Source organism: Bradyrhizobium sp. 153 (assembly GCF_023073835.1).
GTDB lineage: Bacteria > Pseudomonadota > Alphaproteobacteria > Rhizobiales > Xanthobacteraceae > Bradyrhizobium.
The window spans coordinates 190,185-216,342 of record NZ_JADPKH010000154.1; the positions used below are offsets into that span (position 1 = coordinate 190,185).

18 protein-coding genes and 1 tRNA gene are annotated in these 26,158 nt (G+C 63.5%); 11 read left to right on the top strand and 8 right to left on the bottom strand.

The annotated features are described in order from the left end of the window. Positions 1 to 112 precede the first annotated feature (112 nt). Positions 113 to 2,221: an ATP-dependent DNA helicase RecG gene (recG, locus tag IVA91_RS35790; protein ID WP_247275660.1), complete on the top strand. Its 2,109-nt coding sequence runs from the start codon at positions 113 to 115 to the stop codon at positions 2,219 to 2,221. Positions 2,222 to 2,310: 89 nt separating this feature from the next. Then, positions 2,311 to 2,832 (top strand): AAA family ATPase, encoded by a 522-nt coding sequence (locus IVA91_RS35795; RefSeq protein WP_247460714.1) that lies wholly within the window; start codon positions 2,311 to 2,313, stop codon positions 2,830 to 2,832. 28 nt (positions 2,833 to 2,860) lie between these two features. Here IVA91_RS35795 and IVA91_RS35800 read toward each other — a convergent pair whose 3' ends face one another. The 3 genes from IVA91_RS35800 to glmS form a co-directional block, all read right to left on the bottom strand. Beyond that, a complete protein-coding gene (locus IVA91_RS35800; RefSeq protein WP_247275677.1) occupies positions 2,861 to 3,718 on the bottom strand; it encodes an NAD(P)-dependent oxidoreductase in 858 nt (285 codons plus the stop codon). A 101-nt stretch (positions 3,719 to 3,819) separates the two neighbouring features. Continuing rightward, complete coding sequence (locus tag IVA91_RS35805) at positions 3,820 to 4,584, bottom strand: DUF502 domain-containing protein (RefSeq protein ID WP_247275662.1); 765 nt, start codon at positions 4,582 to 4,584, stop codon at positions 3,820 to 3,822. Positions 4,585 to 4,668: 84 nt separating this feature from the next. Beyond that, positions 4,669 to 6,495, bottom strand: coding sequence for a glutamine--fructose-6-phosphate transaminase (isomerizing) (gene glmS / locus IVA91_RS35810; protein ID WP_247275663.1), 1,827 nt, complete (start codon positions 6,493 to 6,495; stop codon positions 4,669 to 4,671). 217 nt (positions 6,496 to 6,712) lie between these two features. Here glmS and IVA91_RS35815 point away from each other — a divergent pair, with 217 nt between their 5' ends. Then, positions 6,713 to 6,931 carry a hypothetical protein gene (locus tag IVA91_RS35815; RefSeq protein ID WP_247275664.1) on the top strand — a complete coding sequence of 73 codons (219 nt, stop codon included), beginning with the start codon at positions 6,713 to 6,715 and terminating at the stop codon, positions 6,929 to 6,931. Between the two features lie 6 nt (positions 6,932 to 6,937). Here IVA91_RS35815 and glmU read toward each other — a convergent pair whose 3' ends face one another. Then, positions 6,938 to 8,305, bottom strand: coding sequence for a bifunctional UDP-N-acetylglucosamine diphosphorylase/glucosamine-1-phosphate N-acetyltransferase GlmU (glmU, locus tag IVA91_RS35820; protein WP_247275665.1), 1,368 nt, complete (start codon positions 8,303 to 8,305; stop codon positions 6,938 to 6,940). A 171-nt stretch (positions 8,306 to 8,476) separates the two neighbouring features. On the opposite strand from glmU, the gene IVA91_RS35825 reads away from it, so the two are divergent. Beyond that, a complete protein-coding gene (locus tag IVA91_RS35825) occupies positions 8,477 to 9,871 on the top strand; it encodes a hypothetical protein (RefSeq protein WP_247275666.1) in 1,395 nt (464 codons plus the stop codon). A gap of 62 nt (positions 9,872 to 9,933) precedes the next feature. After that, positions 9,934 to 10,263, top strand: a complete 330-nt coding sequence (locus tag IVA91_RS35830; protein ID WP_247275667.1) for an MgtC/SapB family protein — start codon at positions 9,934 to 9,936, stop codon at positions 10,261 to 10,263. Between the two features lie 28 nt (positions 10,264 to 10,291). Here the strand turns inward: IVA91_RS35830 and IVA91_RS35835 are convergent, their stop codons facing one another. After that, the gene (locus tag IVA91_RS35835; RefSeq protein ID WP_247275668.1) at positions 10,292 to 10,438 is read right to left on the bottom strand and encodes a hypothetical protein; all 147 of its coding nucleotides are present in this window, start codon (positions 10,436 to 10,438) and stop codon (positions 10,292 to 10,294) included. 140 nt (positions 10,439 to 10,578) lie between these two features. Here IVA91_RS35835 and IVA91_RS35840 point away from each other — a divergent pair, with 140 nt between their 5' ends. Beyond that, positions 10,579 to 10,959 (top strand): hypothetical protein, encoded by a 381-nt coding sequence (locus tag IVA91_RS35840; RefSeq protein ID WP_247275669.1) that lies wholly within the window; start codon positions 10,579 to 10,581, stop codon positions 10,957 to 10,959. Here IVA91_RS35840 and IVA91_RS35845 read toward each other — a convergent pair. Then, a complete protein-coding gene (locus tag IVA91_RS35845) occupies positions 10,919 to 12,478 on the bottom strand; it encodes a beta-(1-6) glucans synthase (RefSeq protein WP_247275670.1) in 1,560 nt (519 codons plus the stop codon). The two genes, IVA91_RS35840 and IVA91_RS35845, sit on opposite strands and share 41 nt — an antisense overlap. A gap of 327 nt (positions 12,479 to 12,805) precedes the next feature. Here IVA91_RS35845 and IVA91_RS35850 point away from each other — a divergent pair, with 327 nt between their 5' ends. The 4 genes from IVA91_RS35850 (at position 12,806) to IVA91_RS35870 (ending at position 19,007) form a co-directional block, all read left to right on the top strand. Then, the gene (locus IVA91_RS35850; RefSeq protein ID WP_247275671.1) at positions 12,806 to 13,396 is read left to right on the top strand and encodes a beta-1-3, beta-1-6-glucan biosynthesis protein; all 591 of its coding nucleotides are present in this window, start codon (positions 12,806 to 12,808) and stop codon (positions 13,394 to 13,396) included. Positions 13,397 to 13,612: 216 nt separating this feature from the next. Next, on the top strand, positions 13,613 to 16,276 hold the full coding sequence (locus tag IVA91_RS35855) for a glycosyltransferase (protein WP_247275672.1): 2,664 nt from the start codon (positions 13,613 to 13,615) through the stop codon (positions 16,274 to 16,276). Between the two features lie 290 nt (positions 16,277 to 16,566). Then, positions 16,567 to 16,642 (top strand) — tRNA-Lys (locus IVA91_RS35860). Between the two features lie 2,008 nt (positions 16,643 to 18,650). Then, positions 18,651 to 19,007, top strand: coding sequence for a hypothetical protein (locus tag IVA91_RS35870; RefSeq protein WP_247279869.1), 357 nt, complete (start codon positions 18,651 to 18,653; stop codon positions 19,005 to 19,007). 1,459 nt (positions 19,008 to 20,466) lie between these two features. Here the strand turns inward: IVA91_RS35870 and IVA91_RS35875 are convergent. Both IVA91_RS35875 and IVA91_RS35880 read right to left on the bottom strand, forming a co-directional pair. Beyond that, positions 20,467 to 21,123, bottom strand: coding sequence for a hypothetical protein (locus tag IVA91_RS35875; protein ID WP_247279870.1), 657 nt, complete (start codon positions 21,121 to 21,123; stop codon positions 20,467 to 20,469). Between the two features lie 464 nt (positions 21,124 to 21,587). Next, positions 21,588 to 24,695 carry a DEAD/DEAH box helicase gene (locus IVA91_RS35880; protein ID WP_247460716.1) on the bottom strand — a complete coding sequence of 1,036 codons (3,108 nt, stop codon included), beginning with the start codon at positions 24,693 to 24,695 and terminating at the stop codon, positions 21,588 to 21,590. A 755-nt stretch (positions 24,696 to 25,450) separates the two neighbouring features. On the opposite strand from IVA91_RS35880, the gene IVA91_RS35885 reads away from it, so the two are divergent. Continuing rightward, complete coding sequence (locus IVA91_RS35885) at positions 25,451 to 25,693, top strand: hypothetical protein (protein WP_247279872.1); 243 nt, start codon at positions 25,451 to 25,453, stop codon at positions 25,691 to 25,693. Positions 25,694 to 26,158: the final 465 nt, after the last annotated feature.

Genomic DNA, 26,158 nt, shown 5'->3' on the forward strand with positions numbered 1-26,158 from the left:
GCCCTTTGTTGTTGCAATTGTTTGTGGTCGTCATTGCCGGGCTTGACCCGGCAATCCATCCTCTTGAATAGATGGATGCGCGGGTTGAGCCCGCGTGACGATTGTTGCGAGAATGCGCCCCAGTCTGCTCAATCCGCTGTTTGCTCCCGTGACCAGCCTGCCCGGCGTCGGTCCGAAGCAAGACAAGCTGTTGCAGTACCTGCTCAGCCGCAACGAGACGCCGCGGCTGGTCGATCTGCTGCTGCACCTGCCGAGCCACGTCATCGACCGCCGGACCCGGCCAAAAATCCGCGACGCCGTCCAGGGAACCATGGTGACGCTGGAGGTCACCGTCGACCGCCATCGCCCGCCCCCGCCGCGCAACGCGCGCGCGCCCTATCTCGTCTACGCCAGCGACGACACCGGAGAGGTCGTGCTGACCTTCTTCCGCGCCAAGCCCGGCTATGTCGAAAAGCTGCTGCCGGTAGGCGAGAAGCGCTACGTCTCCGGCACGCTGCAGATGTATGACGGCATCCCGCAGATCGTGCATCCCGATCGCGTGCTCGACGAAGAGGCGATTGCAAAGCTCTCTGGCATCGATCCGGTGTATCCGCTGACCGAGGGCCTCGCGCTCGGCTCGCTGCGCCGCGCGATCGCGCAGGCCCTTCAAAAGCTGCCAGCCCTGCCGGAGTGGATCAGTCCGGAGGTGATGCGCCGCTGCAATTTTCCTCCGGTTACCGAGGCGCTCACGCGCGTGCACCAGCCGGTCGAGCTCACCGACGTCCTGCCGGACCAGCCGTTCTGGTCGCGTCTCGCCTTCGACGAACTGCTCGCCGGCCAGCTCGCACTCGCCCTGATCCGCGCGCAATTGCGCCGCCCCGCCGGCGTGCGCAATGCCGGCGACGGGCACCTGCGCAACAACATCATCGACGCCCTGCCCTACGCGCTCACGCCGTCGCAGCGCAGCGCTGCTGCGGCCATCGCCGAGGACCTGAAACAGCCCGTGCGCATGCTGCGCCTGCTCCAGGGCGACGTCGGATCCGGCAAGACCGTGGTGGCGCTGTTAGCTGCCGCCGCGGTCGCCGAGGTCGGCAAACAGGCCGCGCTGATGGCCCCGACCGAGATCCTGGCGCGCCAGCATATCAAGACCATCGCCCCGCTCGCCGAGCGCGCCGGCATGCGGGTTGCGATCCTCACCGGCCGCGAAAAGGGCAAGGAGCGTCGGGAGCTGTTGGCGCAGCTTGAAGCCGGCGAGATCGACCTCCTCGTCGGCACGCATGCGCTGATCCAGGACGATGTCATCTTCAAGGACCTCGCGCTCGGCATCGTTGACGAGCAGCACCGCTTTGGCGTGCGCGAACGCCTCGCGCTGACCTCGAAGGGCGAATCCGTCGATGTGCTGGTGCTGAGTGCAACGCCGATCCCGCGCACGCTGGTGCTGACCTATTTCGGCGACATGGACATCTCCGAGCTGCGCGAAAAGCCGGCCGGCCGCCAGCCGATCGACACCCGCGCAGTGCCGGTGAGCCGGATCGAGGAGGTCATGGACGGCATCGGCCGCGCGCTCCAATCCGGCAAGCTGGTCTACTGGATCTGCCCGCTGGTCGAGGAATCCGAGGCCGAGGGCACCGAGCACCTGACCAACGCGACGAAGCGTTTCGAAAGCCTGCAAAAACGCTTCGGTGAGCGCGTCGGCCTCGTTCACGGCCAGATGAAGGGCACCGAGAAGGACCGCGTGATGGGCCAGTTCGCTGCCCACGAGATCGGGCTTCTGGTCGCGACCACCGTGGTCGAAGTCGGCGTCGACGTGCCGGCCGCGACCATCATGGTGATCGAGAACGCCGAACGATTTGGTCTTGCCCAATTGCATCAGCTGCGCGGCCGGATCGGGCGCGGCTCGGAAGCCTCGACCTGCCTGCTGCTGTATTCGGAGCCGCTCGGCGAGATGTCGAAGGCGCGGCTGAAGGTGATCCGCGAAACCACCGACGGCTTCCGCATCGCCGAGGAAGATTTAAAGCTGCGCGGCGAAGGCGACGTGCTGGGCGTGCGCCAGAGCGGCCTGCCCGGCTATCGCATCGCGCGTTCGGAAGTCCATGGCCAGCTCATCACCCAGGCGCGCGACGAGGCGCTGCGCATCCTGAAGGACGATCCGAAGCTGAAGGGCGAGCGCGGCGAAGCGTTGCGGTGCCTGCTGTATCTGTATGAGCGGGACGAGGCGATTCCGCTGATCGGGGCGGGCTGAGCTATCGCGGCAGCGAAGGATGCGGCCGCCTCGGTCTCGGCCAAGAGTGCTATCTTTCGTTGCGAGCGTTTTCGTGAAAACCTTCGGCCATGCGCCGGATCATCGTCGTTGGCTCCCAAGGAAGCGGAAAGACGAGCCTCGCCCTGAAGCTCGGGCGAAAGCTCGAGCTGCCGGTGGTGCATCTCGACGTGCTCTACTGGCGGCCGGGCTGGAAGCCATCCGACAAGGCAAGCTTTCGCTCGCGCGTCGCTGAGGCAATCGCGGGCGATGCGTGGGTCGTCGACGGCAGCTTCTCGGGGCTGGCCTTCGATCTCACGCTCGCGCGCGCCGATACGCTGGTCGTTATCGACCGTCCGCGCTGGCTTTGCCAATGGCGTATTCTCTGGCGCTCGGCTTTCGATCGCGCTACCGCACGGCCCGATTTGCCCGAGGGATGTCCGGAACAGTTCGACTGGAAACTGATGAAAGAGGCGTGGCGCTACAACACGGAGCGCGTGCCCGCCATCGAGGCCGAGCGCATTCAATATGGCCCTGATGTCCCGGTCGTGCGCCTGAGACGCGACCGGGATATCCAGGGTTTTCTGGAATCCGTTTCAGCGCACGGCGAGTGAATGATTGTGGTGACGTGAGATCAGGCGATCAGGATTTCTTCTGCGCGATGCGCGCGGCGAACGCCTTCAACAGCTCCGCATCCGCCGCCTCGCCCTTCGCGTCCTCCGCGAGATGCTCGAACCACCGCGCAAAGCCCTCGTAGATCTGGGTGGCCGGATGATCGGGGCCGAGGAATCCGGAAATCTCCCGCATTTCCGCGACCCAGCGATAGGCTTTCGGGATCATGTCGGGCAGCGCGATCTCGAGCCGAGCCAGGATCGCGGGTTGGCTGAGCGCGAGCTCGTCGCGCAGCGCCTCGGCCGCGCCCGCTTTCGTTGCCGCGATTACCATGGCCGAGCCGATGCCGGCGAGACCCTTGACGATGCCGGCGTAGGACATCTTGAGCGCAGAGGCTGCGCCGACCGGGCCTTCAACGATCCGCACATCGAGACCAAGGTCATTCAGAACGGCGACGTCCTTGGCGTACTCGCCGGACATGTAGAAGGCCGGGCTCTTGCCCCCCGGCTGCGGCGGAAAGCCGATGATGCCGGCATCGACGAATGGCGCCTGCGCCCAACCGATGATCTCTGCGATCCTTTGCACGGTATCGACATTGACGGCGTTGCAGTCGACCACAACCGGTTTCTTCTCGCGCCGGATGATCAGCGCGGCCAGCCGTTCAGCCAGCGCCACTGCTTCGCCCGGAGGCACGATCGAGAGGATGATGTCGGCTTCAGCAAGCGCGTCGTCCTCGGTGCCGACCATGCCAGCGTCCGCCGCGCGCTTCAGTGTGGCTTCACTTCGCCCTTTCAGGGACGTCAGCACGCGCGCGCCATTCTCGCTGAGGCGGCGAGCCACGGCACTGCCCATGGCACCCGGCGCGAGGATCGCAATGGTTTTGGACATCATGCACTCCAGGCCGAATTCCGAACGATACGCTCAGTCGACCCGACACTAGCAGAGGACGCGAACGCCTGCGTGAATGTGGCCATCCCGCCGGAATGGCCCTACTCCACTTTCGCAGGCTGGAGCGCAGACGCATTCGCGATGCGTGCGGCGTTGGCGACGCCCGCGAGCGCGGCGGCCTTCTTCGGATCTGGCGCCGAGCCCGGCTGAACCACGCCGGCCGACATGATCAGCGTGGCCGCGTCCTCAGCGGTGAGATCGACCTCGATGATCTTGCTTTTGGGGACATAGAAGAAGAAACCGGTGGTCGGATTCGGCGAGCACGGCAGGAATACCGAGACGTGTTCCTCCTGTCCGGGCAGGTTGCGCGCAATGTCTTCGTTCGGCGATTGCGAGATCAGCACGATCGACCACATGCCGGGCGAAGGAAACTCGACCAGGCCCACTTTCCGGAAGCTCGAGCCCTTGCCCGAGAACAATGTCTCGAACACCTGCTTGAGGCCGCGGTAGATGGCGCGCACGGCCGGGATCCGGCCGAGAAAGGTCTCGCCGACATCGACCAGCGTCCGGCCGATCAGGTTGGCCGCGAGGAAGCCGACCAGCGTCAGCGTGAAAAACGCGACAACCAGTCCCCATCCGGGAATGACGTAGGGCAGATATGTTTCAGGCCGATAGGCCAGCGGCACGAACGGCCGCACCACGCCATCGACCCAGGTCACGAACCACCAGACCAGATAGAGCGTGATCGCGATAGGCCCCGTCACGACGAGGCCGGTCAGAAAATAATTGCGGAAACGGCCGATCAGGCCGGTATGTGGTTCCGGAATGGGATCAGGTGGCGCAGGCGCGTCGTCGCGGGGGGTCATTAGGGTTCCAGGTGGGTCGCAGCACACAAGCTAGGGGCTTCTAGCAGGTTTGGGAAGACTGCGACCAACCGATATCCCTTGTGCCTATTCCACGGTCACCGATTTTGCGAGGTTGCGCGGCTGGTCCACGTCGGTGCCCATCACCACGGCCGTGTGATAGGCGAGCAGCTGCACCGGAACGGCATAGACCATCGGCGTGAACGCCGCCGCCATGTCAGGCATGACGATGGTGACGAGAGAATCGACGGTCGCCTCCGCCGCGCCCTTGGCGTCGGTCATCAGAATGATTTTGCCGCCGCGCGCGGCGACCTCCTGCATGTTTGAGACGGTCTTTTCGAACACCTGGTCATACGGCGCGATGACGACGACGGGCATGGCTTCGTCGATCAGCGCGATGGGTCCGTGCTTCAGCTCGCCGGCAGCGTAGCCTTCGGCGTGGATGTAGGATATTTCCTTCAGCTTCAGCGCGCCTTCGAGCGCCAGCGGAAAACTGGTACCGCGGCCGAGATAGAGCACGTCGCGCGACTTTGCGATCTCGCGCGCCAGACGCTCGATCTCCACCTCGGTGGTGAGCGCATCCGACATCAAGCGCGGGATCTCGACGAGGCCATGGACGAGCTTGGTCTCGTCCTCGTCGGACAATTCACCGCGAGCCTTGCCGGCCGCAATGGCAAGGTTTGCCAGCACCATCAACTGGCAGGTGAAGGCTTTGGTCGAGGCGACGCCGATCTCGGGACCGGCGAGCGTTTGCAGCACGGTCTCGCTCTCGCGCGCGATCGTCGAGGTCGCCACGTTGACGACGGCGACCGTGTGCACGCCCGCGGCCTTGGCATAGCGCAGCGCCGCCAGCGTGTCGGCAGTCTCGCCGGATTGCGAGATGAAGATGGCGAGATCACCCTTGCGCAGGGGCGCTTCGCGGTAGCGGAATTCGGAGGCGACGTCCACCTCGACCGGCACGCGCGCAAAACGCTCGAACCAGTACTTTGCAACGTAGCCGGCATAGCTCGCGGTGCCGCAGGCCGTGATGTTGATGCGCTGGATCGTCTTGAAGTCGAACGGCAGCTTGACCGGCAGCGCGACGTGCTCGGTTGCCATGTCGACATAGCGCGCGAGGGTGTGGCCAACCACTTCGGGCTGCTCGTGGATCTCCTTCGCCATGAAGTGGCGGTAATTGGCCTTGTCGACCAGCGAGGTCGAGGCCGCGTGCCTGATCTTGTCGCGCTGGACGGCGTGACCGTCCTTGTCGAAGATATCAGCGCTCTTGCGTGTGAGCACGACCCAGTCGCCGTCTTCGAGATAGCTGATCGTGTCGGTGAAGGGGCCGAGCGCGATGGCATCGGAGCCGAGATACATCTCGCCGTCACCATAGCCGATCGCCAGCGGCGGGCCGTTGCGGGCGCCGATCATGAGGTCGTCGTCGCCGGCGAAGATGAAGCCGAGGGCGAAGGCGCCGCGTAAGCGCGCCAGCGTCAGCTTGACCGCCTCGACCGGCTTGTTGCCGCGCGCGAGCAGATCGTCGACGAGGTGCACCACGATCTCGGTGTCGGTCTCGGTGTGGAATACCGTGCCCTTCGTCTCGAGCTCCTCGCGCAGCTCGCGGAAATTCTCGATGATGCCGTTGTGGACCACGGCGACGCGTTCGGTCGCGTGCGGATGCGCGTTGTTGACGGTCGGCTTGCCATGGGTGGCCCAGCGGGTATGACCGATGCCGGTGGTACCCTGCAACGGCTCCGCCTCGAGCCGCTTCTCCAGGTTCTTCAGCTTGCCCTCGGCGCGGCGGCGCTCCAGGTGCTTGCCTTCGAGTGTGGCGACGCCCGCGGAATCATAGCCGCGATATTCGAGACGTTTGAGCGACTCCACCAATTGCTCTGCAACCGGTTCGCGCCCGAGAATGCCGACAATCCCGCACATGCGGATCACTATCCCCCAAATCGCCGAAAAATCGCCTAAACGACGCGGTTGGTTTTAGCGAAACTCCTACGGAACCAGGTACTCAATAATTATTGCTGATTGAGACAGCACCGATCACACCGAGCCCCGCCTGCGTCGATTTGGCCGGCCTTTAACCTCGCACGTTAACTCACTGTCAACATGTTTGGCCAACGATTCCCGCCCAGGAGAGACGGCCATGAGAAGCTCATCCGACCGCAAAGGCCGGTCGTCGATGTATCTGCGCGCCAGCGAGACCTCGGGCACGCACCTTGCGCATTGGCCGCCGCCCCTGCGCGGCAAGGAGAACAAGCCGCTTTTCATCAAGCATCCCGAAGGCGAGCCGGCCAAGCGCGCCAAGCCGCGCGGCTGGCGCCTGACCCGCGCCATCTTCTCCGAATTCGCCGACGACGAATAGCCTCGCTCACGTCTCCGGCTTCTTTTCGGGAGTCTTGCCGCCGGTCTTCATCTCGCGATAGCGCGCCGCGCCGCCTTCCCGGATGGTCTGCTGGTTGCGCTCCAGCGCCATCGCATCGTCGGGTACATCGCGGGTGATCACCGAGCCGGAGCCGATATAGGCGCCGTTGCCGATTTTCACGGGCGCGACCAGCGAGGAGTTGGTGCCGACGAAGGCGCCCTGCCCGATCACCGTCTTGTGCTTCCCAAAACCGTCGTAGTTGCAGGTGATGGTGCCGGCGCCGATGTTGGACTTGGCGCCGACGACCGCATCACCGATGTAGGCAAGATGATTGGCTTTCGCTCCCGCCTCGAGAGTCGCGGCCTTGGTCTCCACGAAGTTGCCGATTTTGGCGCCTTCGCCGAGCGAGCTGCCCGGCCTCATGCGCGCGAACGGACCGACAGACGCGTTCTTGCCAATCGCACTCTGCACGATGTGTGAGAAGGAATGGATCACCGCGCCGTCGGCAATCGAGATGCCCGGGCCGATTACCACGAACGGCTCGATTGTGACGTCCTTGCCGAATACGGTGTCGGCGGACAGGTACACCGTCTCCGGCGCGATCAGCGTGACGCCGGCCTCCATCGCCGCTTTGCGTAAGCGCGCCTGCATCACGCCTTCCGCTTCGGCGAGCTGCGCCTTGGTGTTGATGCCGCGCACCTCGTCTTCACTGGTCTCGATCACCACGGACTCCCATCCCTTGTCGCGGACGATGCCGATTGCGTCCGTCAGATAATATTCGCTCTTGGAATTGGCATTGCCGACCTGTCCGAGGATTTCGAGCGCGCGGCGACCATCGATCGCCATCACGCCGGCGTTGCAGAGATCGATCTTGCGCTCCGCTTCGCTGGCGTCGGCCTGTTCGCGGATCGCGACCAGGTGATCGCCCTCGACGATGAAGCGGCCATAGCCGGTGGGATCGGCGGCGCGAAAACCGAGCGCGGCGATGGCGGCGCCCCTGGCGAGCGGTTCGCGCAGCCGCGCGAAGGTTTCGGCCGAGATCAGCGGCGTGTCGCCGAACGCGATCAAGAGATCGTCCACCCCCTGCGCGATCGCCTCGCGCGCCACCAGCACCGCATGCGCGGTGCCGAGCCGCTCGGCTTGCACGTAGGTGAGTGCGTCGGGGCGGCTGCGCCTCGCCTCCTCCGCGACGGCCTGGTGATCGGGACCGATCACGACGGCGAGCGACGTGCCGGTTCCCTTTGGTGCGGCGGCGAGCACATGGGCGAGCAGCGTCTGATGCGCGACGGGATGCAGCACCTTCGGCAGGCTCGATTGCATGCGCGTGCCTTCGCCGGCGGCGAGCACGATCGTAAGGCTGGAACGGGCGGTCATCGGAATCCTGTCAGATACGGCCGGATCAATGGTGCGGCGGACGGCAGGCCGCCCAGATGCTCTCGCCTTGCTACCCCCGCAAACGCCCGGAATTCAAGTGCGGCACGCTTTTCCTGTTAATGTTCCCTGATTGATTCGGGGAAGCCAGACGGGGCTGGGCACTTAACGTTCATGGCAAAGGATTCCGACCCACTGGCGGATGCCTTCGACACCAAGGAGACCGGCGGGCTGTTCTCCGGACTTTTGGCCGAGGAAAGCGCGTTCGACCGCCGCATGATGTGGCGGCTGGGCTCGTGGGGCGTCGCGGCCGTCGGGGCCGTCGTCATCGCGGTGGTGGCCAACCAGGCCCATATTGGCTGGCGCCGTGACCAAATTGCCTCCGTTGACCTCGCGCGCCAGGCCGACCGGCTCCAAATGCTGACCAAGGACAGCCAGAACGAGGCACGCCGCCTCGCCGCCGCCATCGAGACGCTGAACAGCGACCGCGACCGGCTCTATTCACGCGTCACGGTGCTCGAGCAGGGTCTGGATTCCGTCACCGGTGCCATCGCCAAGCAGAACGCCACGCCGCCGCAAGGCGCCAAGCCGCAGGATGTCGCGCCAGCGACCGCAGCTCCCAGCGTCGCGCCGGTCGTCTCGACGCCAGCTCCGGCGAGCGAGAAGCCGCGCACCGAAGCCGCCAAGGATACCCAGAAGGATACCCAGAAGGATACGCCGAAGGAGACTGCGAAGGAGCCGTCGAGCCCGCCGCCGCAGACGGCGGCCGCCGCTTCGCTCGTGCAGCAGTCACCGGCCATGACTTCGGCGCTGCCGACCATTCCGCTGGTGCCGTCCAAGTCGATCATGGCGCCGCCGGATACAGCCGCGTCGAAACTGATTCAACCTGAGGCAGCCGAGAAGGCCGCCGAGAAGAAGCCCGAGCCGGCTCCTACTCCAACCGAGGTCGTCGCGACAGCAACGAAGCCCCCGGAAGCAGCCGAGACCGAAGCGCCCGCGATCGCAGTCCAGCAGACGCGCTTTGCCATCGACCTCGGCGGCGCCAACTCGATCGATGGCCTGCGCGCACTCTGGCGCGGCGTGACCAAATCCCATCCGGAAGTTGGAGCGTTGCGGCCGATCATCATGATCAAGGAGGGCGCCGCGGGCCTCGGCATGCAGCTCCGTTTGGGTGCCGGGCCCCTGATCAACGCCGCCGCCGCCGCAAAACTGTGCGCCGGCCTGACCGAGAACGACCGCCACTGCGAGACCACCGTGTTCGACGGCCAGCGCTTATCGATGCGCGGCGGTCAAGAGAGGGCTCAAGAAAAGGGGCCGGAGAAGACTCAAGACAGGGTTCAAGACAAGAACGCCGAGAAGAGCCAAGAGGCGGTGCCGCAGGCCGAGAGCGCCTCGGCGCCCGCGCCAATTGCAAAGCCGGACAAGCGCCGGCGCAACTATTCCTCGAAACGCTCGAAGCGCGAGGAGCCGCCGCCTGCACCCCCACCTGCGGCGCAGCCCGCGCCGCCGAAGCCGGAGGCGGCGTCAACGTCTGCAGGATCGACGCTGTCCTCGTTCTTCAGGCGATAGGCGCCAAAACATTCGCGGGCGCTTTGTCGGGGGCGGCGCGCGGACTCGCCGCAAGATCAGCGATGAAATCCGGCGTTGCGCGCGCATGCGACCATCGGACGCTTGGACCTGAGACGCTCTTTCGCAGCAAGTTCGCGCTCGTCCAACGCCGCCTCAAGAGTCGCCCATCCGAAACCTCGCGTGCTTTGATGAACGAACTGGATCACGTGCTGAGGCTTCTCGTCGCGGCGGGAACAGGTCTGCTGATCGGCATTGACCGCGATATGAACGACAAGCCGATGGGAATGCGGACCCTGGCGCTGGGCCCTCGGCTCCGCGTTAAGGGGCTGCTCGCATTGGCCGAGAAATACGAGCGCCGTCCCTCAGAACAGAGCCGAAAGGCGCAAAATTGACCTTGATGGATCTCCGCGCAGGCAATCACTATTCGATGCGCGCCTTTTCCTTCAGATCGCGAATACGCATCTCCGCTTCATCCTTGGACTGTACGACCTCGGACCAATCGTCGACCCGCGCTTCCTTGCTCAGCCTCTTGAGCTCTTTCAGCTGCTCCTGGGTTGGCTTGTCCATGCTCACTCCTCGAAGACATCATGCGTTAGGCGTCACAACATCAGAACCAGCCCGCCCCTCTTGTGTTCCTGGGGGATGCGGTCAGCAGAAACTTCGCCTGCCCTGTTGCCTGCCGGTGCCATCCCGACCATATTGCCGCCATGACAAAAAAGCCCTTCCGCCTCACGCCCTACCAGGTGCAGTTCCTGATCGTCGTCGGCTTCGCCTCCGTCGGCTATGCGCTTTATCTGCGCTACCTCGCGATCGAACTGTCGCAAGTCGCGCTCGCCTGCGATGCCGGCCTTCAGACGCTGCTCTGCAAGGCGCGCTCGGTCTCGACCGTGCTGTTCAAGAATTCGGTGTTCGGGATCGTCGCGCTGGTGGTTGCGACGCTGAACCTGATGCGGCCGTCGATCGTGCTGCTCACCGTCGGCGTCATCGCCGCCGGCCTCGGCATCGTGCTCTACAATGTCGTGCTGTCGGGCCTTGCGATTGGCCTGTTCATTCTTGGATTTGCTCGGCCCGCGCCCGCCACAGCGTGAGCGCGAACAAGAGGTAGATCGCGCAGGTCCACAGCGACTGCCAATTGTCGCGGCCCTCGTTGAACAGCACATAGACGGCCGACAGCGCCAGCAGGCCCGCGAACACCGCCTCCGCGATCGGACGCTGGCCGATCTGCGGCCGGTTCAGCATCAGCAGCGCAAATGGCACCACGGCCATCGTCAGCGCGGCGTAGGGAAAATCCTTGTAGCGCGGGTCGAACACGAAGCCGAGCGCGGTCTGCGCCGCGATCACCGCGGCCACGGCCAGCGTCAGGCCGAGCACGGCGGTGAGCTTGGACCATTTCCGGCCCTCGCGCGGGCCGAGCAGATCGAGGAAGGTGGGAAGGCTGCGGCCGATCACCATCGCCTGCGCGCAGAAGATCGGCGACAGGATGCCGGCGAGGAGCAGCGCGCCCCAGAGCAGCCAGCCGCCGATGCCGTAGCTCTCGTAATACATCTTATCGGCGCCGATGCCGAGCAGGATGCCCGCCGTCGTCGCCGAGATGCCGACGCCGAGCCAGGCCGAGAAGCGCGGCGTCCACGGCCGCCGGCGCAGCGTGAGACCGGCAACCGCGAACACCAGCACGCTGAGGCCCATGCCCGCGCCCATGTACCATTTCCAGTACGGGAAATTGCTGATCGGCTCGCCCGGCGGATACTTCAGGCCGCGGCGCACCGAATCATACAGGCCCCAATAGCCACCGACGGTGCCTTCCAGCTTGCGCTTCCACGGCTGGTCGTAGGACTCGATCAGGTTGACACGGAACTTCTGTGCCTTCGCAAGGCTCAGGATCTCGGAAACCACCCGCGCCTGGTTGGTGCGCGACGGCAGCGCGCCGTCGCGCATACGTCCCTCGCTCGGCCAGCCGGTTTCGCCGATCAGGATCTCCTTGCCCGGAAACGCCACCGCCATGCGTTCGCGGATCGACTCGACATGGGCGCTGGCGAATTTCGCCTTCACCGGGAAATCCTCCCAATAGGGCAGGATGTGGATCGTGACGAAGTCGACGGCGTCATAGACCTCGCGATTCTTCAGCCAGTACTCCCAGACGTCCGCATAGGTGACGGGCACGCTAACCTGCGCCTTGACCGAGCGGATGATGGAGACGAGGTCCGCCGTCGTCATCTCGCCGCGAAGCAGCACCTCGTTGCCAACGATGACCGTGGTGATGATGGAAGGAAATTCCTTGGTGAGGCGAACCGCGAGCGCGGCCTGCTCGAAATTCTTGGTGCGGTTGCTGGAGAGCCAGATGCCCTGGAGCACTTTCAGGCCGCCGACCTTGGCGGCGATCGCCGGCACCTGGTCGAGCCCGTTCTCCATCGAATAGGTGCGGACGCAGTCAGTGATCTCCTTGAGCTGGCGCAGGTCCTGCTCGATCTGGTCCGCCTCGATATGGGTCCACGTCTCCAGCGGCGACTGCTCGCCGCGGAACGGCGCGTAGGAGACGCATTGGACCTTCTCGGCGGGATCGATCGGCGCGCGCGCGAGCGTGATTGGCGTCGCCAACCACCACCACACGGCAGCAATCGCACCCAGTGAAACGAGCAGAAGCGCCAGTGGCGTACGAAGAGAAATCGGTTCCGTCCTCCGCGAAGGGTCCGTCGATTACCTGCTTGCACGCCGTCTGCCAAGGGGGTGCGCCCGGGTGTGGATCCGCTGCTCCCAGGAATCTGGCTGCGGCCGTTCGACCGGGGCCTAGGATTGTGACTTTGCTGGACAAAATTCCAAATACAGGTCATGGACTCGGAAAGACTTTTCCGCCGCATTGGAGACCCATTTGGACGCCATCACCGACGCGTCTGCGGGATCCTGACGCGGACGACCAGCAGATACATTGGGGAATTCATGCGGCAACGGGTGTTCGAGTTACGAAATGCGGTCCTGCGGCAGTTCGCCGCCACCTTGGCCGTCTCCTCCCTTCTCGTTCTCGCCGGCCTCGGTGGCGCCTCCGCCCAGAGCGGCACGCCCGCCCCCGACCAGAAGGCCGCGGCCCAGCCCGCGGACGCGGCCAAGGACGCTGCCCAGAACCAGCGCCGCACCGACGAATTCGCGGAAGCGGCCCAGGTCATCAACGGCCCCGCCGGCAATCCCGAATGCGTCTGGCTTGGCCGGCGCGTGGTGCGGCTGATGTGGCGGGATGATCTCGATACTGCATTCCGCCATCTCGACCTCTACGACCGTTTCGGCTGCCCCGGCGGCCACATCCAGGCTGCGTTCCGCTGCCTGACCCGCTTCGGCGGGCAAATCGATCCCAAGGTCGCCGAGACCCTGGATAGCCGCGTGCACGCTTGCTGGATCAACCCGGCGTCCCAGCCGCAGCAGGCGGCGGCGAGCGCCTCGCAAACCCCAGCGCCGACGCCGGGCAATGCGCAGGCCGCCCAGCCAGCCGCAAGCCCCTCGCCTGCGGCAAGCCCGACGCCCGCGCCCCAGAAATAGCCAAGCGTCGTTTCAGCTGTCGTTCAGGAACGATCGGCCAAGACACGGTTGGCACTGCCGCGCGTCGTTCGAAAAAGGCCATGCCCTCATAAGGACATGAGGCCATGACAGTTGTGAAACCGCGCAGCAGAGGTATGCTCCCTTTGCCGCGGACTCGGTCGGATCTCGGGGTCGGATCCGCTTCCCTGCCACCTCAGCCCCTTTTGGTTAGCCGCGATGCGCGTTGTCGCCGCCGTTCTGTTGCTTGTGTCTGCGCTCCATGCGGGACTGTGGGGAGTCCTCCGCGACAAGGAACCCGCGCCCGATTTCAAGGGCTTGGTGCCGAGTCTGTCCTATACGCCGTTCGAACCGGGACACGTCGTCGACATCAACGTCGACCCCGACAAGATTCGCGCGGACATGAAGAAGCTCTCGACCCTCACGCGAGCGATCCGGTCCTACACCGCGACGGAGGGCAGCGAGCTGGTGCCGCCGATCGCCGCCGAGTTCGGCCTCAAGGTCACCGTAGGCGCCTGGATCGACAAGGACGAGGATCGCAACGAGCGGGAGATCAAGGCCGCCATCGAGCTCGCCCGCAAGAACAGCAACGTGATCGGCATCGTGGTCGGCAACGAGGTGATCTTCCGCGGCGAGCAGAAGGTCGAGGACCTCATCGAGAAGATCAAGAAGGTCAAGAGCGCGGTCCGCGTTCCCGTCACCACCGGCGAGATCTGGAACATCTGGCGCGATTTTCCGGACCTCGCCTCCAGCGTCGACTTCATCGCCGCTCACGTGCTGCCCTATTGGGAAAACTTCCGCTCTGACCAGGCTGTGGATCAGGCGGTCGATCGTTACGAACTTCTGCGCAAGTTGTTTCCCGGCAAGCGCATCGTGATTGCCGAGTTCGGCTGGCCGAGCGCGGGCTACAACTTGCGCAATGCCGACCCCGGTCCATTCAAGCAGGCCCTGACCTTACGCAATTTCGTCAGCCGCGCCGAAGCGATGGGCATGGACTACAACATCGTCGAAGCCATCGATCGGCCCTGGAAGTTCTACGAAGGCGGCGTCGGTCCCTATTGGGGCATCCTCAACGCCAGCGGCGAGCCGAAATTCGCCTGGACCGGTCCGGTCGAGAACCCCGATTATTGGAAGCTGATGGGCATCGCGCTGCTGGTCGGCACCCTCTTGTCGCTGCCGATCCTGCGCATCGAGAAAGCGACCGCCAAGCAGGCCTTCCTGCTGTCGGCGGCAGCCAACGGCGTCGGCGCCTGGGCCGCCACGGTGTTCGCGTTCTGGAACAGCCATTACTTCGTCTTCGGCTCGGCCTTCGCGCTGACGCTGGGCATGATCCTGCTCGTTCCGCTCGTCCTCATCGCGATGGCGCGTATTGACGAGATCGCGGCCGTCGCGTTCGGCCGGCGGCCGCAGCGGCTGCTCACCAAGAGCAAGCCGGTCGAGAACGTGCCCGAGAATTACTACCCGAAAGTCTCGATCCACATCCCCGCTTATTTCGAGCCGGTCGAGATGCTCAAGCAGACGCTGGATGCGCTGTCGCGGCTGAACTATCCGAACTACGAATGCGTCGTCATCATCAACAACACGCCGGATCCCGCCTTCTGGCAGCCGATCCAGGATCATTGCCGCGCGCTCGGTGAACGCTTCAAGTTCATCAATGCCGAGAAGGTGCAGGGCTTCAAGGCCGGCGCGCTGCGCATCGCGATGGACCGCACCGCGGCGGATGCCGAGATCATCGGCATCCTCGATGCCGACTATGTCGTCGATCCCGACTGGCTGAAGGACCTCGTGCCGGCTTTCGCCGATCCGCGCGTCGGCCTCGTGCAGGCGCCGCAGGAGCATCGTGACGGCAACCTGTCGATCATGCACTACATCATGAACGGCGAATATGCCGGCTTCTTCGACATCGGCATGGTCCAGCGCAACGAAGCCAACGCCATCATCGTGCACGGCACGATGTGCCTGATCCGCCGCGCCGCGATGGACATGGCGGGGGGCTGGTCGTCAGATACGATCTGCGAGGATTCCGATCTCGGCCTGGCGATCCAGGAGCTCGGCTGGACCACCCACTACACCAACCATCGCTACGGCCAGGGCCTGCTTCCCGACACCTACGAAGCCTTCAAGAAGCAGCGTCACCGCTGGGCCTATGGCGGCCTCCAGATCGTCAAGAAGCACTGGCGCTTCTTCCTGCCCGGCAGGAGCCGGCTTACGCCCGACCAGAAGCGCGAATATGGCCTCGGCTGGCTGAACTGGCTTGGCGCAGAAAGCCTCGGCGTGGTCGTGGCGCTGCTCAATCTTGTCTGGGTGCCGATCGTCGCCTTTGCCGACATCGCCATCCCCGACAAGATCCTGACGCTGCCGATCATCGGCGCCTTCATTGTCTCGCTGGCGCACTTCCTGTCGATGTACCGCGCCCGCGTCGCGATCAAGCCTGGCCAGATGCTGGGCGCCATGATCGCGGCGATGAGCGTGCAATGGACGGTGTCGCGTGCGGTCGCGCAGGGCCTCATCACCGAGCACATCGCGTTCGCCCGCACCTCGAAAGGCGGCCTGTCGCGGATGTCGATCGAGTTCCAGGCGTTCTGGGAGGCCGTGATCGGCACTCTGCTGGTGATCGGCGCCGGCGTCCTGATCGCCTCGAACAGTTTTAGGCAGATCACCGAGATCTACATCTTCGCCGGCGTCCTCGTGCTCCAGAGCCTGCCGTTCCTCGCCGCGGTCGCGATTGCCATCCTCGAACTCAGCCGCATCAACTCGTTCCAATTCTGGCGCGACAGCGCGATCCGCACCGCCGAGCTGATCGGCCTGCGCCCAGTGGCGCTGCCCCACCCGGGCGGCACGCCGCAACCGGTGCCGAGCGAGGTCCGGCGGGAGGCGAACTGACGGATGGCAGGCCATCCTCGCTTTCGGCGTGGATGATGGCCCGCCAATCAGGTTGAAATTCCTGACCTAACCAACGGAAGCAGCGCACGAATTGCCGCTCCTGCCGCGATCTTCGGCAGCCATCCGCACTATTGACCTCCGCAGCCACTCCCCCTACACAGCGCGGGCCGACAGCATGATCCGGAAACAGCCGGTTTTCCCCGCAACGCAAGTAGAGCGCGGCGGCAAGACATGCTTCTCGAAATGACCGAACACGATGGCGATCTCTTTCAAGCCATCAGCGGCCATGGGAGCGCGTAGCTCAGCCGGTAGAGCACGTGACTTTTAATCACGGGGTCCTGGGTTCGAGCCCCAGCGCGCTCACCAAGCAAAAACAATCACTTACGACCATATTCGGCCTCTCAGGTTGAGAGACTTTTTGCTGTCTGCACACAATGTGCACACTCGGCAGGTGCAACAATGACAGCGGAAATTTTCGTTGTTGTCGGGCTCGCCATTTTTTGGGGCTCGATCGTTGCTCGCCTCGCGCTGAGGATAGCGCCCGACAGCAAGAAGCCGATGCCGTTGTCCACACCCACCACAGAAAGTGGTTAGCTCACCTTTCGAAACGCTACCGTTCGACGATTTGACTCTCGCGAGCAGTGCGTTTGGATGCGCAATGCCTCACCCAAAACGCCACACGCCTACTCACTCAGACGGCAGGCCACTGAAGATCACCTTCGGTGCAATGCGCGCGATGGGTGTTCGCGGCGTGTTGGCCTATTGCCATTGCGGGCGTCACGTTGCTTTGGATGCGGATCGTTGGGCTGATGAGGTGCGACTGTCTGATATCGAAGCGCGGTTCGTCTGTCAGGGGGTGCGGAAGCCGCGGCGCCGACGTCCAGCCCGACTTTGAGGGAGGCAATCCCCGGCTCGCGATCCGGGGGCGTCGCGTCGATTCCTGAGGAACAAGGCCGCCATATGGAGCTTGAGAGTCTTGCCGGCTCCCTGCCGAGCTGGCGGAGCGGCCCCGGCCTACCCCAAAAGCCCCCTGAAGCCGGGGCCGATTCTCCAGTAGTAAGCCTATGCGTCGCCCTTGATCGTGCGCCGCGTGTCAGGCGAAACAGGCGGCCAACTGAGGCGGCCTTACTTATTTTCGCCGACTACACGAAGGCGCGGACTCGCTAGCTTTCCGGGAGAAACGCAAACTGGCGAGATCTCGCGGTCCTGGCGCTGAGCGCGCTTGCAATTAGGGCAGACAAAGAGGTGAGCGAGTATCGACGGCGGATTGTCTCGCACCAACTCGGATCGAAACCACCTCATGCCGATCTGGCAATTAGGGCAGATCGGAGCCTCAAACTGCCCCCGCGCGTGCTTTAGCCGGTCCATGCTTGCCCCCCTGTTTGGGAAAGACTAGCAAGGCACGTTGGTCAGCAAAGTATCAAACGATACAGAACTCAAAATGAGGCCCCTGCGAAATCAAACCGGGCCAGTAATGTCGGAAACAGGCCAGTGCCAGAAACGAGAACAAAGCGGCCCCCGAACCGGCGGGCCACTGAGGCGGCTTAATGCGGAGCCTTGTATTCTCGGTTAAGCAGCTCCAGTCGTCGTTCGAGCTCTTCTTTCTTCGCCACTAGCCGCTTCGCGAGAATATCATTGACGACCGTGTGCAGTTGCCACAGTTCTTCGAGAGACATGCTTTCAAACGGCTTCCGCTCCATGAATCACCCGACCCACGCGTTCCCATAGCTTGGGCTTAGAAGCGGGAGCCTGGCAATTCTGTGTAGGTTGAGAGGAAAGGTTATCTACAGGTGCGGCCTCGGGCCACCTTCTTGAAAGCCGACCGGCTCGCCCTCAACCGAAAGCGCCGCAACTCAGCGTGCGCCAGTCGATTCCGCAGGTTAGCCAATTCGGCCATCTGACCTTCGAGAAATGCAAATCGCTTCTGCAGTGAAATGGCGCGATGGAAAACAACTTGATCAAAGGTACTCATCATCCCTCAACCCATTAAAATAATTTAAAATACGCGAGATATCGTGCCAGAATAATCACTGCGTTTAATGGTGACTAGTGTGCACAAACTAAAAAGATGTCCGCCAGCGTGAACCCGGCGGGCCGCCAACTGAGGCGGCCTAATCGTCCCAGTCCCCGCACTGGCATTTGAAAACGCGGACGTAGCTGGAGGTTTCGAGGCGCCAAAGCCGCTCCACAAGCCGGGTCGGCTGCTTGCACTTGGGGCACCTGACGTCGGCAGGCTGAGCGGCGGTCATAGGCGCATCCCGTCTACCGAGATTGACTCCCAATGCGCGGTGGGCGCGCTGAAGTCGCCATTTCCCTAAACATTCCCAGCAGTCGGGGGTCAAGGAGTGACTGCAGTGACCAAATGAGACCATTCTTGACCTTGCCACTTATTCCCGCCTATTCCCGCGACGAAACCATTTTTCAGCGCCGCGAAGCCATCCAGAAACAAACCCGGCCTAGCCTCTCCCAATGGACCAATGGGGATTCGGCTATGTCAGCTTTCATCAATGCCTTGTCTCGTAAAGCGCGCACGCTGGTGATCGTAAATTCCTTCGCCGGCGCGACTCTTCTGTTCGCCATGGCAGCTCCGCATCCCGTCTCAAGTGGTGCACTTGGTAGCGAGTGGCACTGCAGCACGGCAGCGTTTGTTTTAACGACGTGCCGTCAGACCCCGAGTCACGCGGAAGCTCCGGCGGGCCTCTTGGCACAAGCATTGCTCATATTCGGATGACTGGGATTGCTGGACCCAGTTTGAAACAGGGCGCCGCCGGGACAATGTATTTCGAGCCCGGCGGCGTATCTTTTTGAGACTACCGCCCGCCTAAGCGCAGGGAAGATCCCGCAGAGAGACCACATTCGCGGGTAGTGGCGCGGCTGGTTCCTGCATCAGGAAGGTCTCTACCAGCTCTTGCACCGCCTGAAGCACCAGCCGAGCGTTATCAACGTTTTCCGGCACCTAGCTTGCCAGGCCGACTGCTTGCCGGCGGTGCCACGCCTCCATGCTGGTTTCATGCCATCACCGTCCCGGTCCAATCCCGCATACCAATCTGCTCTAGCAAACCCTCCCAGTCAGCAATCCCGGACTCGGTAGGGTCTTCCTCCAGGTCGGTGCTACCGCCGCCCGCCCATTGCTCTTGGCTGTGGTGGTGGTCGAGGCTTCCAAGGGACGTCCTCGTCATCCCCCTCGCTGACCTCCAATTCGTCGGTATCGCAGGGCCCATCATCAACCCCTTGCTCAAGCTCGGTCACGACATAGGGATCGGAGGCGTCCAGGAAGGCGATCAACCGTTCGATCTCGGCGGATGCCTCTTTCCTGAGTCTGGCGATGTCGCTGAGGGCCCTTGCGCGCTCCCGCTGTTGGATAGCGAGACCGGACAAAATCGCACGGGTGGACTCCGGATCAAATTCTCTGACGTTTCGAAGATGGTTGCTTTGATCGAGGGCTTTCCAAGGCCCACATCTCGCGGGTCAGCCGCGGAGGACGAGCATCCCTGTCGGCGGCTGACCTGCCAATGCGTCCCGTCAACGGATCAAAGATGCTGATGCACCGCTTGATCCAGATATTCGGGCATAGGAACGTTTCGACCGGCAACGAGTCCTAGAGGCGCAATCCATCCCGTATTCCTTGTGGATCGAATGATGGAAAAAGCACTCGCCTATGCTATCTCGGCGGCCCTCGTTGGCTTCGGTCTCTTGATCTTTTTCGCCGGCCTATCCTCCAGCTCGCCCGCCTTATGGACAATCGTCGCGTTGGTCCCGATCACGATCGGGATCGTGAGCGCCTTTGGCCCGGTATGACTAGCTGTGGAAACCAGGCTTTAGGTCAGCGCGTCTGTATTTTCCGAATCGGTGTCTCGTGTTCGCTCTCTGTAGTTTCAAACTGTGGTGGACGCGCGTGAGCCATTTCGTCTCGATGCTTCTGCTTGCGACAGCCCTGATTTTGACCTTGTGCTTCGGGGTGGCAGCCTGGCGCCTCTCAGCGGACAAAGAGGCCGACATCACCGCCACCATTCCGCATCAGGAATACGGCTGGAGGTCGAGGTCAAGCAACTGATGGCTGTTGCGCTAGCCACCGCTCGCGCTCCAATCGCAAAGAAGTGCAATATCCAATTTCAGAAGAAGTCAGAGGGTGAGCCACCCAAGACCCAAAGCACCCTGCGTTCGCCGCTCAGGTTGCTGAATAAAATGCTTCAGCTTTCCGGAGCCGGCGGCGTGGCCGGCGTACTCAGCGGAGCTCCTCCAACCGAAACAGGCCCGACAGGCTTCGCTTCCCGAACCATCCGTTTGCGCATCGCCAGTCGATTGCGGGCGTGCCCTCTTGGAATGGAGGAGGTTATGTCCGATATCATTGCACTTTGCAGCGAGTCGACCTTCGCGATCAGCGTGGAAAGCTGCGAAGATATCTTCCTCACATCGACCCGTTCGTCCGTGATGCTCTGTCGCAGAGAAAGCAGCACCATCGAATCCTGCTGCAGCAAAGCTGCATTTTGCTGCACGGAATCATTGTTCTCCTTCAGCAAGGCAGTCTGTAGCTGTTGGGCCGATTGAATGTCCTTCAGAGCAGCGACAACCGAATCGGCTTTTGGCGCCGAAGCTTCCTGGCGCGGAAGCAGTTCAGCCAAGCTGCCGACATTCAGCGACGGAAACTCAGAGGGCAACGTATAGATGGCGGCCGCGCCGTTGATGGCCAAGGCACACACCGACAGTGCCAGGACCGACTTGCGGCTGGACCGCTTGACCGGCCCTGGAGCTTCTGGGACTGCGGGTGCGGCGACTGCCGCTGCCAGTGCTGCAGGGTCGAGCTCTTCGACGAAGCCTTGCGTTTCGAAAGTCATGGTCACGTGCATTGACCCCAATGAGCGAGCAAAAGGAAGCCGCTCCCGGAACGTCCTCGCGACGCCTCCTTTACGCAGCACCCATACACAAGTGCCTAAAATTGTGGGCTTTTCGGATTAATTCCACGTTAGCGGCTTGGGCGGCTGACAGGCTCAGCCACTCCGGCTGAATACGGGGTGTGTGCGAGGAATGACCAAAGTGCTTCGCGGCGGATTTTCCGAAGATGGCAGAATGCCACTGTTTTGCCCGACGCGTCAAATGACCTTTGCGTCCAATGCAGAAGACGTTGTGCCGGCGGCACTTAGCTACTGTGCATGGGGTTGTTTTCGCAGTTTTGGCAGCGCCTCAACCTTCATCCAGCAACTCTGCTCGGGTACCGCTGAAGATGACGTCAAGCTGCGGTCGAAGGACGACGCCGACAGACCGCGTGCCTGCCCTGCTTCCGGTGCCCGTGCTGACGAAGGCGCAAGCGCCCTTACCCCTCGTCCAGCACCTCGAACAACTCCTCAACCCGCTCGAATGGCGCATCGCGCATCGGGCTGTAATAGACGACGCGATCGCCGTCGCGCTGCAGCGACTTTCCCCGCGACTTCCGCAAGCGCCCGGGCAGGAATGTCGCGGCGACCGCCCCGGGGCCGACGTCGAGGCGGATGATGCCTCTGCGCTTGCATTCGATCCTGAGCCGAGCTGCGCCGAAGAAGTCGCGCGCGACATTCGGCAAGGGGCCGAAGCGGCGCGACGTTTCCTCCTCGAGGTCGTCGAGGTCGTCTTCGTCATTGCATCGTGCTGCACGCGCGTAGAGCTCGAGCCGCACCGGCTCGGACTGCACGTAGCTGTCGGGAAGCATGTCCCCGACCGGCAAATTGAGGTCGGGCACCCACACCGGGGCCCGCCCCTCGTCGACCTTCTCCGAGGCCATTTTCAGCAGGTGACTGTAGAGCACGGGCCCGAACACCTGCACGTGGCCGGATTGCTGCTCCGAGAACAGGTCTCCCGCGCCTCGCAGATCGAGGTCGCGCTCGCTGATGGCAAAGCCGGCGCCGGGCCGACTGAACTCCTCGAGCACTGCCAGGCGCTTCTCGGATTGCCCGGACTCCGTCTCCGTCAGCAAATGGGCGAAGGCGCGGATGCCGCTGCGGCCGACCCGCCCGCGCAGCTGGTGCAGCTGCGCAAGGCCGAACTTCTCCGGCCAGCACACCACGATGGTGTTCGCACGGGGAATGTCGAGGCCGCTCTCGACGATGTTGGTCGCGAGCAGGACGTCGGCCCTGCCCTCGACGAAGCTCATCATGCGGTCGTCGATCTCGTCGGCCGCCAGCCTGCCGTGCAGACACACGATGCGGAGGTCCGGCGCCACCGCCTGCACCCGCGCCAGCATGGGATCGAGATCCTGAATGCGCGGACAGATCAGAAAGCTCTGGCCGTGGCGCCGCTGCTCGCGCAGCAATGCGTTGGCGATGGCAGCATCCGACAGCGGTGCGATTCTGGTTGCGACCGGCAGCCGATGAACCGGTGGCGAAGCGATCACGCTGAGATCGCGAAAACCGGCAAGACCGGCGGCCAGCGTCCGCGGGATCGGCGTCGCGCTCATCATGAGCACATGTACATTCTTGGCGAGGCCGGAGAGCTTTGCTTTTTCGGCGGCACCAAAATGCTGCTCCTCGTCGATGATGACGAGGCCGAGATCATCGAACTTCACGTCCTTGCCGGTGAGCGCCTGCGTGCCGATCACGACCTTGATCCGGCCGCTGCGCAGTCCCTCCCTGGTCTTGCGCAGCTCAGCGCCTGACGTCGCGCGCGACAGGTTGCCGACCTCGATGCCGAACGGGGCAAAGCGCTTCTGGAACGTCGCGACATGCTGCCGGGCCAGCACCGTCGTCGGCACCGCGATCGCCACTTGCTTGCCCGACAGCACCACGGCGGCCGCCGCGCGCAGCGCCACCTCGGTCTTGCCAAAGCCGACATCGCCGCAGATCACACGGTCCATCGGGTGACCGGACGCGAGATCGTCCAGCACGTCGGCGATCGCCTTGGCCTGGTCGCTCGTGGTGAAATACGGGAAGCGCGCCACGAATTTCTCGTAGGCCGATCCCGGCGGAACCAGCTTTTCGGCGCGCCGCCGGCGGCGCTGGCTGATGTGCTTGGCCAGCACCTTGCCTGCAAGCTGGATTTCGCGCTCGGCCTCGGTGCGGCGCGCCCACCACGTGCTGCCATCGGCCTTGTCGAGCGCCAGCTTGCCGAGTTCGGTTGCGTAAGGCCACATCAAAGCGAGATCGGGCGGCGGTACGAGCACCGCATTGTCGCCCGCGAACTTGAGGCGGATCATCTCTCGCATTGCGCCACCGCCCGTGTTCACCGTCTGCAAGCCATCGAGCACGGCAAGGCCACGCTGGAGATGGACGACCACCGTGCCCTGCTCCGGCACGTCCGGATGATCGAAGGCTGCACTCCAGGCGCGTGCCATCGGCTGGGGATGATGCGCCCGGCTGCCGAGCACGTCGGATGCCGTGACGACGGCAAGAGGCTTTTTCCCCGGCAGGACGAAGCCGGCATCGAGATCGGCCAGCAGCGCCGTCTCGCCGTTGCGCCCACTCGTCGCCTCGTCCCAGTCCTCGCAGCGCTGCGCCCTGACGCCGCTCATCCGCTCCATCACGCGTAGATCGTCCTCCTGCGCGGCGACGAGGATCAGGCGCGAACCGGCCCGCCGCGTTTCCTCGACGAAGGCCCGAAGTGCTTTCCTTGCGGATGTCAGCTTCGAAAACTCCGGCGTGGTCTGGAACGGCGCCGCCCGCGGCAACACCTTCATGCCCTTGGCGAGCCGTTTCCAGTCACCTCGGCCCAGATATTCGCGCTCCCGCTCCGCACGTGGCGCGGCTTCCTCGATCGTGCTCAGCCAGGCGCCGGCGTGCAATGGGACCCCTGCATCGGCGATCCATTTGGCACGCCCGCAATAGTCGAACAGGCTCGCGCGCTTGCCGCGCTTGCCGGCAAAGCCAAGGCGCTCCGACATGGGATCGACCAGAAGTTCGCTGGTCTCGAATATGATGTCGTGCTCTTTCGGATCGAACGCCACGATCCGCCTGATCGCGCGATCCGAATGCTCGATCCGGAATGGTCCCAGCGCGCCTGCGGGAAATATCTCGAAGGTCTGGCCGTGAAACAGCGCCCCGCCCGGATAGTCGGGCTCGTCCTCGAGATCGTATCCCAGGGATTGGAGGCGCGCCTCGAGGTCCTGCTCGGAAAACGCGCCGCCCACCTTCAAGCTCACGCTCAAGCGCGACAGGTTAGCCGGCGGCGGCAGGCGCTCCATCACGGCTTCCGCCGTTGAAACCAGAAAGAGCGGCTTCTTGGATCTTGCGAGGCGCCTCAGGACCGAGGCTCTGCGCCCCGCGAGTTCGTGGGACGGCTCCAACTGATCGAACGGCAAGGTGTTCAATCGCGGAAACACCAGCACCTCGCAGGAAGGGTCGAGCGCGTGGATGACGCTGCCCAGCCGCTCCGCCCGGTTCTCGCTCTCGGCAAGAAAAACCAGACCGCTGCGTCCGGACTGCTTCCATTGTGCCAGCAGATGCAGAGCCATCATACCGAGGGGCGAGGAAGACGAGATCGTTGCGCGCTGCGCCCGCTTGCTCTTCTTAGGCGACTTTTTAGTCGCCCGCGCGTTTCTGGAAAGCCTCACTTGAATCCGTCTCTGATCGTCAACCGCCGGCAACTGCACGCGAGCCGCTCGCATCTCGATTCGGCTGCTTGCCGCTATGCATATGGGATTTGCCCCGCGAACGCACGCTCATGGGCAACGTCGGGGGCATCATCGTGATCCCGGCAATTTGGCCGTTGTTCGCCCAGCAGATCGGAACTGGCTCCGTTCCGACGCGTAAATGCGGACCCTGCTCTCGATGCGAAAGTCAATGCGATGGAGAACGCTCCACGGATCCAGCAGGCACGAAAAAACCCCAGCGCTTGGAGCCACGCTGGGGCGTTTCGTTCAAAATGAATCGGTTAAGCAATGACGTCCTCATAGCAGCGATTCCGCCGGGCGTTTGTGAACTGGTTCACACCCCTTGCGGCATCCAAATCAAACGACCTCGGGGAAACCGAGGTCGCCAACCTTTGTGGGGAAAGGTTTTCTCTCAGGCCCGGGGCTTTTGGGGTTGGGGATGGGCCGAGAGCCTGGATTCTACGCTCGGCAGGCGGAGTCGTTCCAAAGCGGCGGGCTAGATATCGATCGGCGCGGACCGTGCATTCAACGCCCAACTGCTCCGGATCGGAGTACCGCATCTTCGGATTTGAGCGCCCACACAGCGCGAGCTAGGATGCCCGCTTTTACGGAGGCGCATTTTGAAACCATTCATTTTCTTCATTGCGGCCATCGCACTGCTTGCGACGGCTCCTGCACGCTCACAGGCGCTGGTCGACCCAAGCAAGGTCGCCCCCGAATATCGGGAGGCGGCCGAGAAGCGCCGGGCCGAGCAGCTGCGGCAGCGCGAATGCGCGATGAAGGCGGATCTCGAGAAGGTGCTGCCGAGGGATCGCACCGCCTATCTCAACCGTTGTCTGGACACTATGGCGGCCAAGCAATAGCGCTGATCGAGCCAATTGATCGGTCGGGGCCGCTGCGGCGGCGCGATGACGGCTGCGCGCATTCTGCGAGCACCGGCCCACTTACCCGCATCGGCTGCGACAAAGCCCGTCGACCGACTCCCGAAGGCGCTTCAGGCTTTCTTCAGACCTTTGAGATCACCTGAACATCCATTTTCAATAGTTGATCGCGCATGAATTTCGTCCAGATTCAGTGCACACGCTGCAAGGATGTGTTTCGCGATCGCGCCGGCCGGTTGCAGGACGGCTATTCCAGGCAATGTCCGAGCTGCGAGGTGGTGCTGTTCTTCGCAGAGGACTCCCAACACCCCTTCATCAAGCGCGCGATGCGCAATGCGCGCAAGGCTCGCAAGGAGCAACGCGAGGCCGATGTGATCAGGCTCGCTGCGCCGGAGTCGCGAGCAGCCCGGTCGAGGTCATCCGCCGCGCGGACACGACCTGCGGGGC

Excerpts from the sequence above, each read along its gene's own strand:
- recG (WP_247275660.1), top strand. The coding sequence starts at position 113 with ATGCGCCCCAGTCTGCTCAATCCGCTGTTTGCTCCCGTGACCAGCCTG.
- IVA91_RS35795 (WP_247460714.1), top strand. The coding sequence starts at position 2,311 with ATGCGCCGGATCATCGTCGTTGGCTCCCAAGGAAGCGGAAAGACGAGC.
- IVA91_RS35800 (WP_247275677.1), bottom strand. The coding sequence starts at position 3,718 with ATGTCCAAAACCATTGCGATCCTCGCGCCGGGTGCCATGGGCAGTGCC.
- IVA91_RS35805 (WP_247275662.1), bottom strand. The coding sequence starts at position 4,584 with ATGACCCCCCGCGACGACGCGCCTGCGCCACCTGATCCCATTCCGGAA.
- glmS (WP_247275663.1), bottom strand. The coding sequence starts at position 6,495 with ATGTGCGGGATTGTCGGCATTCTCGGGCGCGAACCGGTTGCAGAGCAA.
- IVA91_RS35815 (WP_247275664.1), top strand. The coding sequence starts at position 6,713 with ATGAGAAGCTCATCCGACCGCAAAGGCCGGTCGTCGATGTATCTGCGC.
- glmU (WP_247275665.1), bottom strand. The coding sequence starts at position 8,305 with ATGACCGCCCGTTCCAGCCTTACGATCGTGCTCGCCGCCGGCGAAGGC.
- IVA91_RS35825 (WP_247275666.1), top strand. The coding sequence starts at position 8,477 with ATGGCAAAGGATTCCGACCCACTGGCGGATGCCTTCGACACCAAGGAG.
- IVA91_RS35830 (WP_247275667.1), top strand. The coding sequence starts at position 9,934 with ATGAAATCCGGCGTTGCGCGCGCATGCGACCATCGGACGCTTGGACCT.
- IVA91_RS35835 (WP_247275668.1), bottom strand. The coding sequence starts at position 10,438 with ATGGACAAGCCAACCCAGGAGCAGCTGAAAGAGCTCAAGAGGCTGAGC.
- IVA91_RS35840 (WP_247275669.1), top strand. The coding sequence starts at position 10,579 with ATGACAAAAAAGCCCTTCCGCCTCACGCCCTACCAGGTGCAGTTCCTG.
- IVA91_RS35850 (WP_247275671.1), top strand. The coding sequence starts at position 12,806 with ATGCGGCAACGGGTGTTCGAGTTACGAAATGCGGTCCTGCGGCAGTTC.
- IVA91_RS35855 (WP_247275672.1), top strand. The coding sequence starts at position 13,613 with ATGCGCGTTGTCGCCGCCGTTCTGTTGCTTGTGTCTGCGCTCCATGCG.
- IVA91_RS35875 (WP_247279870.1), bottom strand. The coding sequence starts at position 21,123 with ATGCACGTGACCATGACTTTCGAAACGCAAGGCTTCGTCGAAGAGCTC.
- IVA91_RS35880 (WP_247460716.1), bottom strand. The coding sequence starts at position 24,695 with ATGATGGCTCTGCATCTGCTGGCACAATGGAAGCAGTCCGGACGCAGC.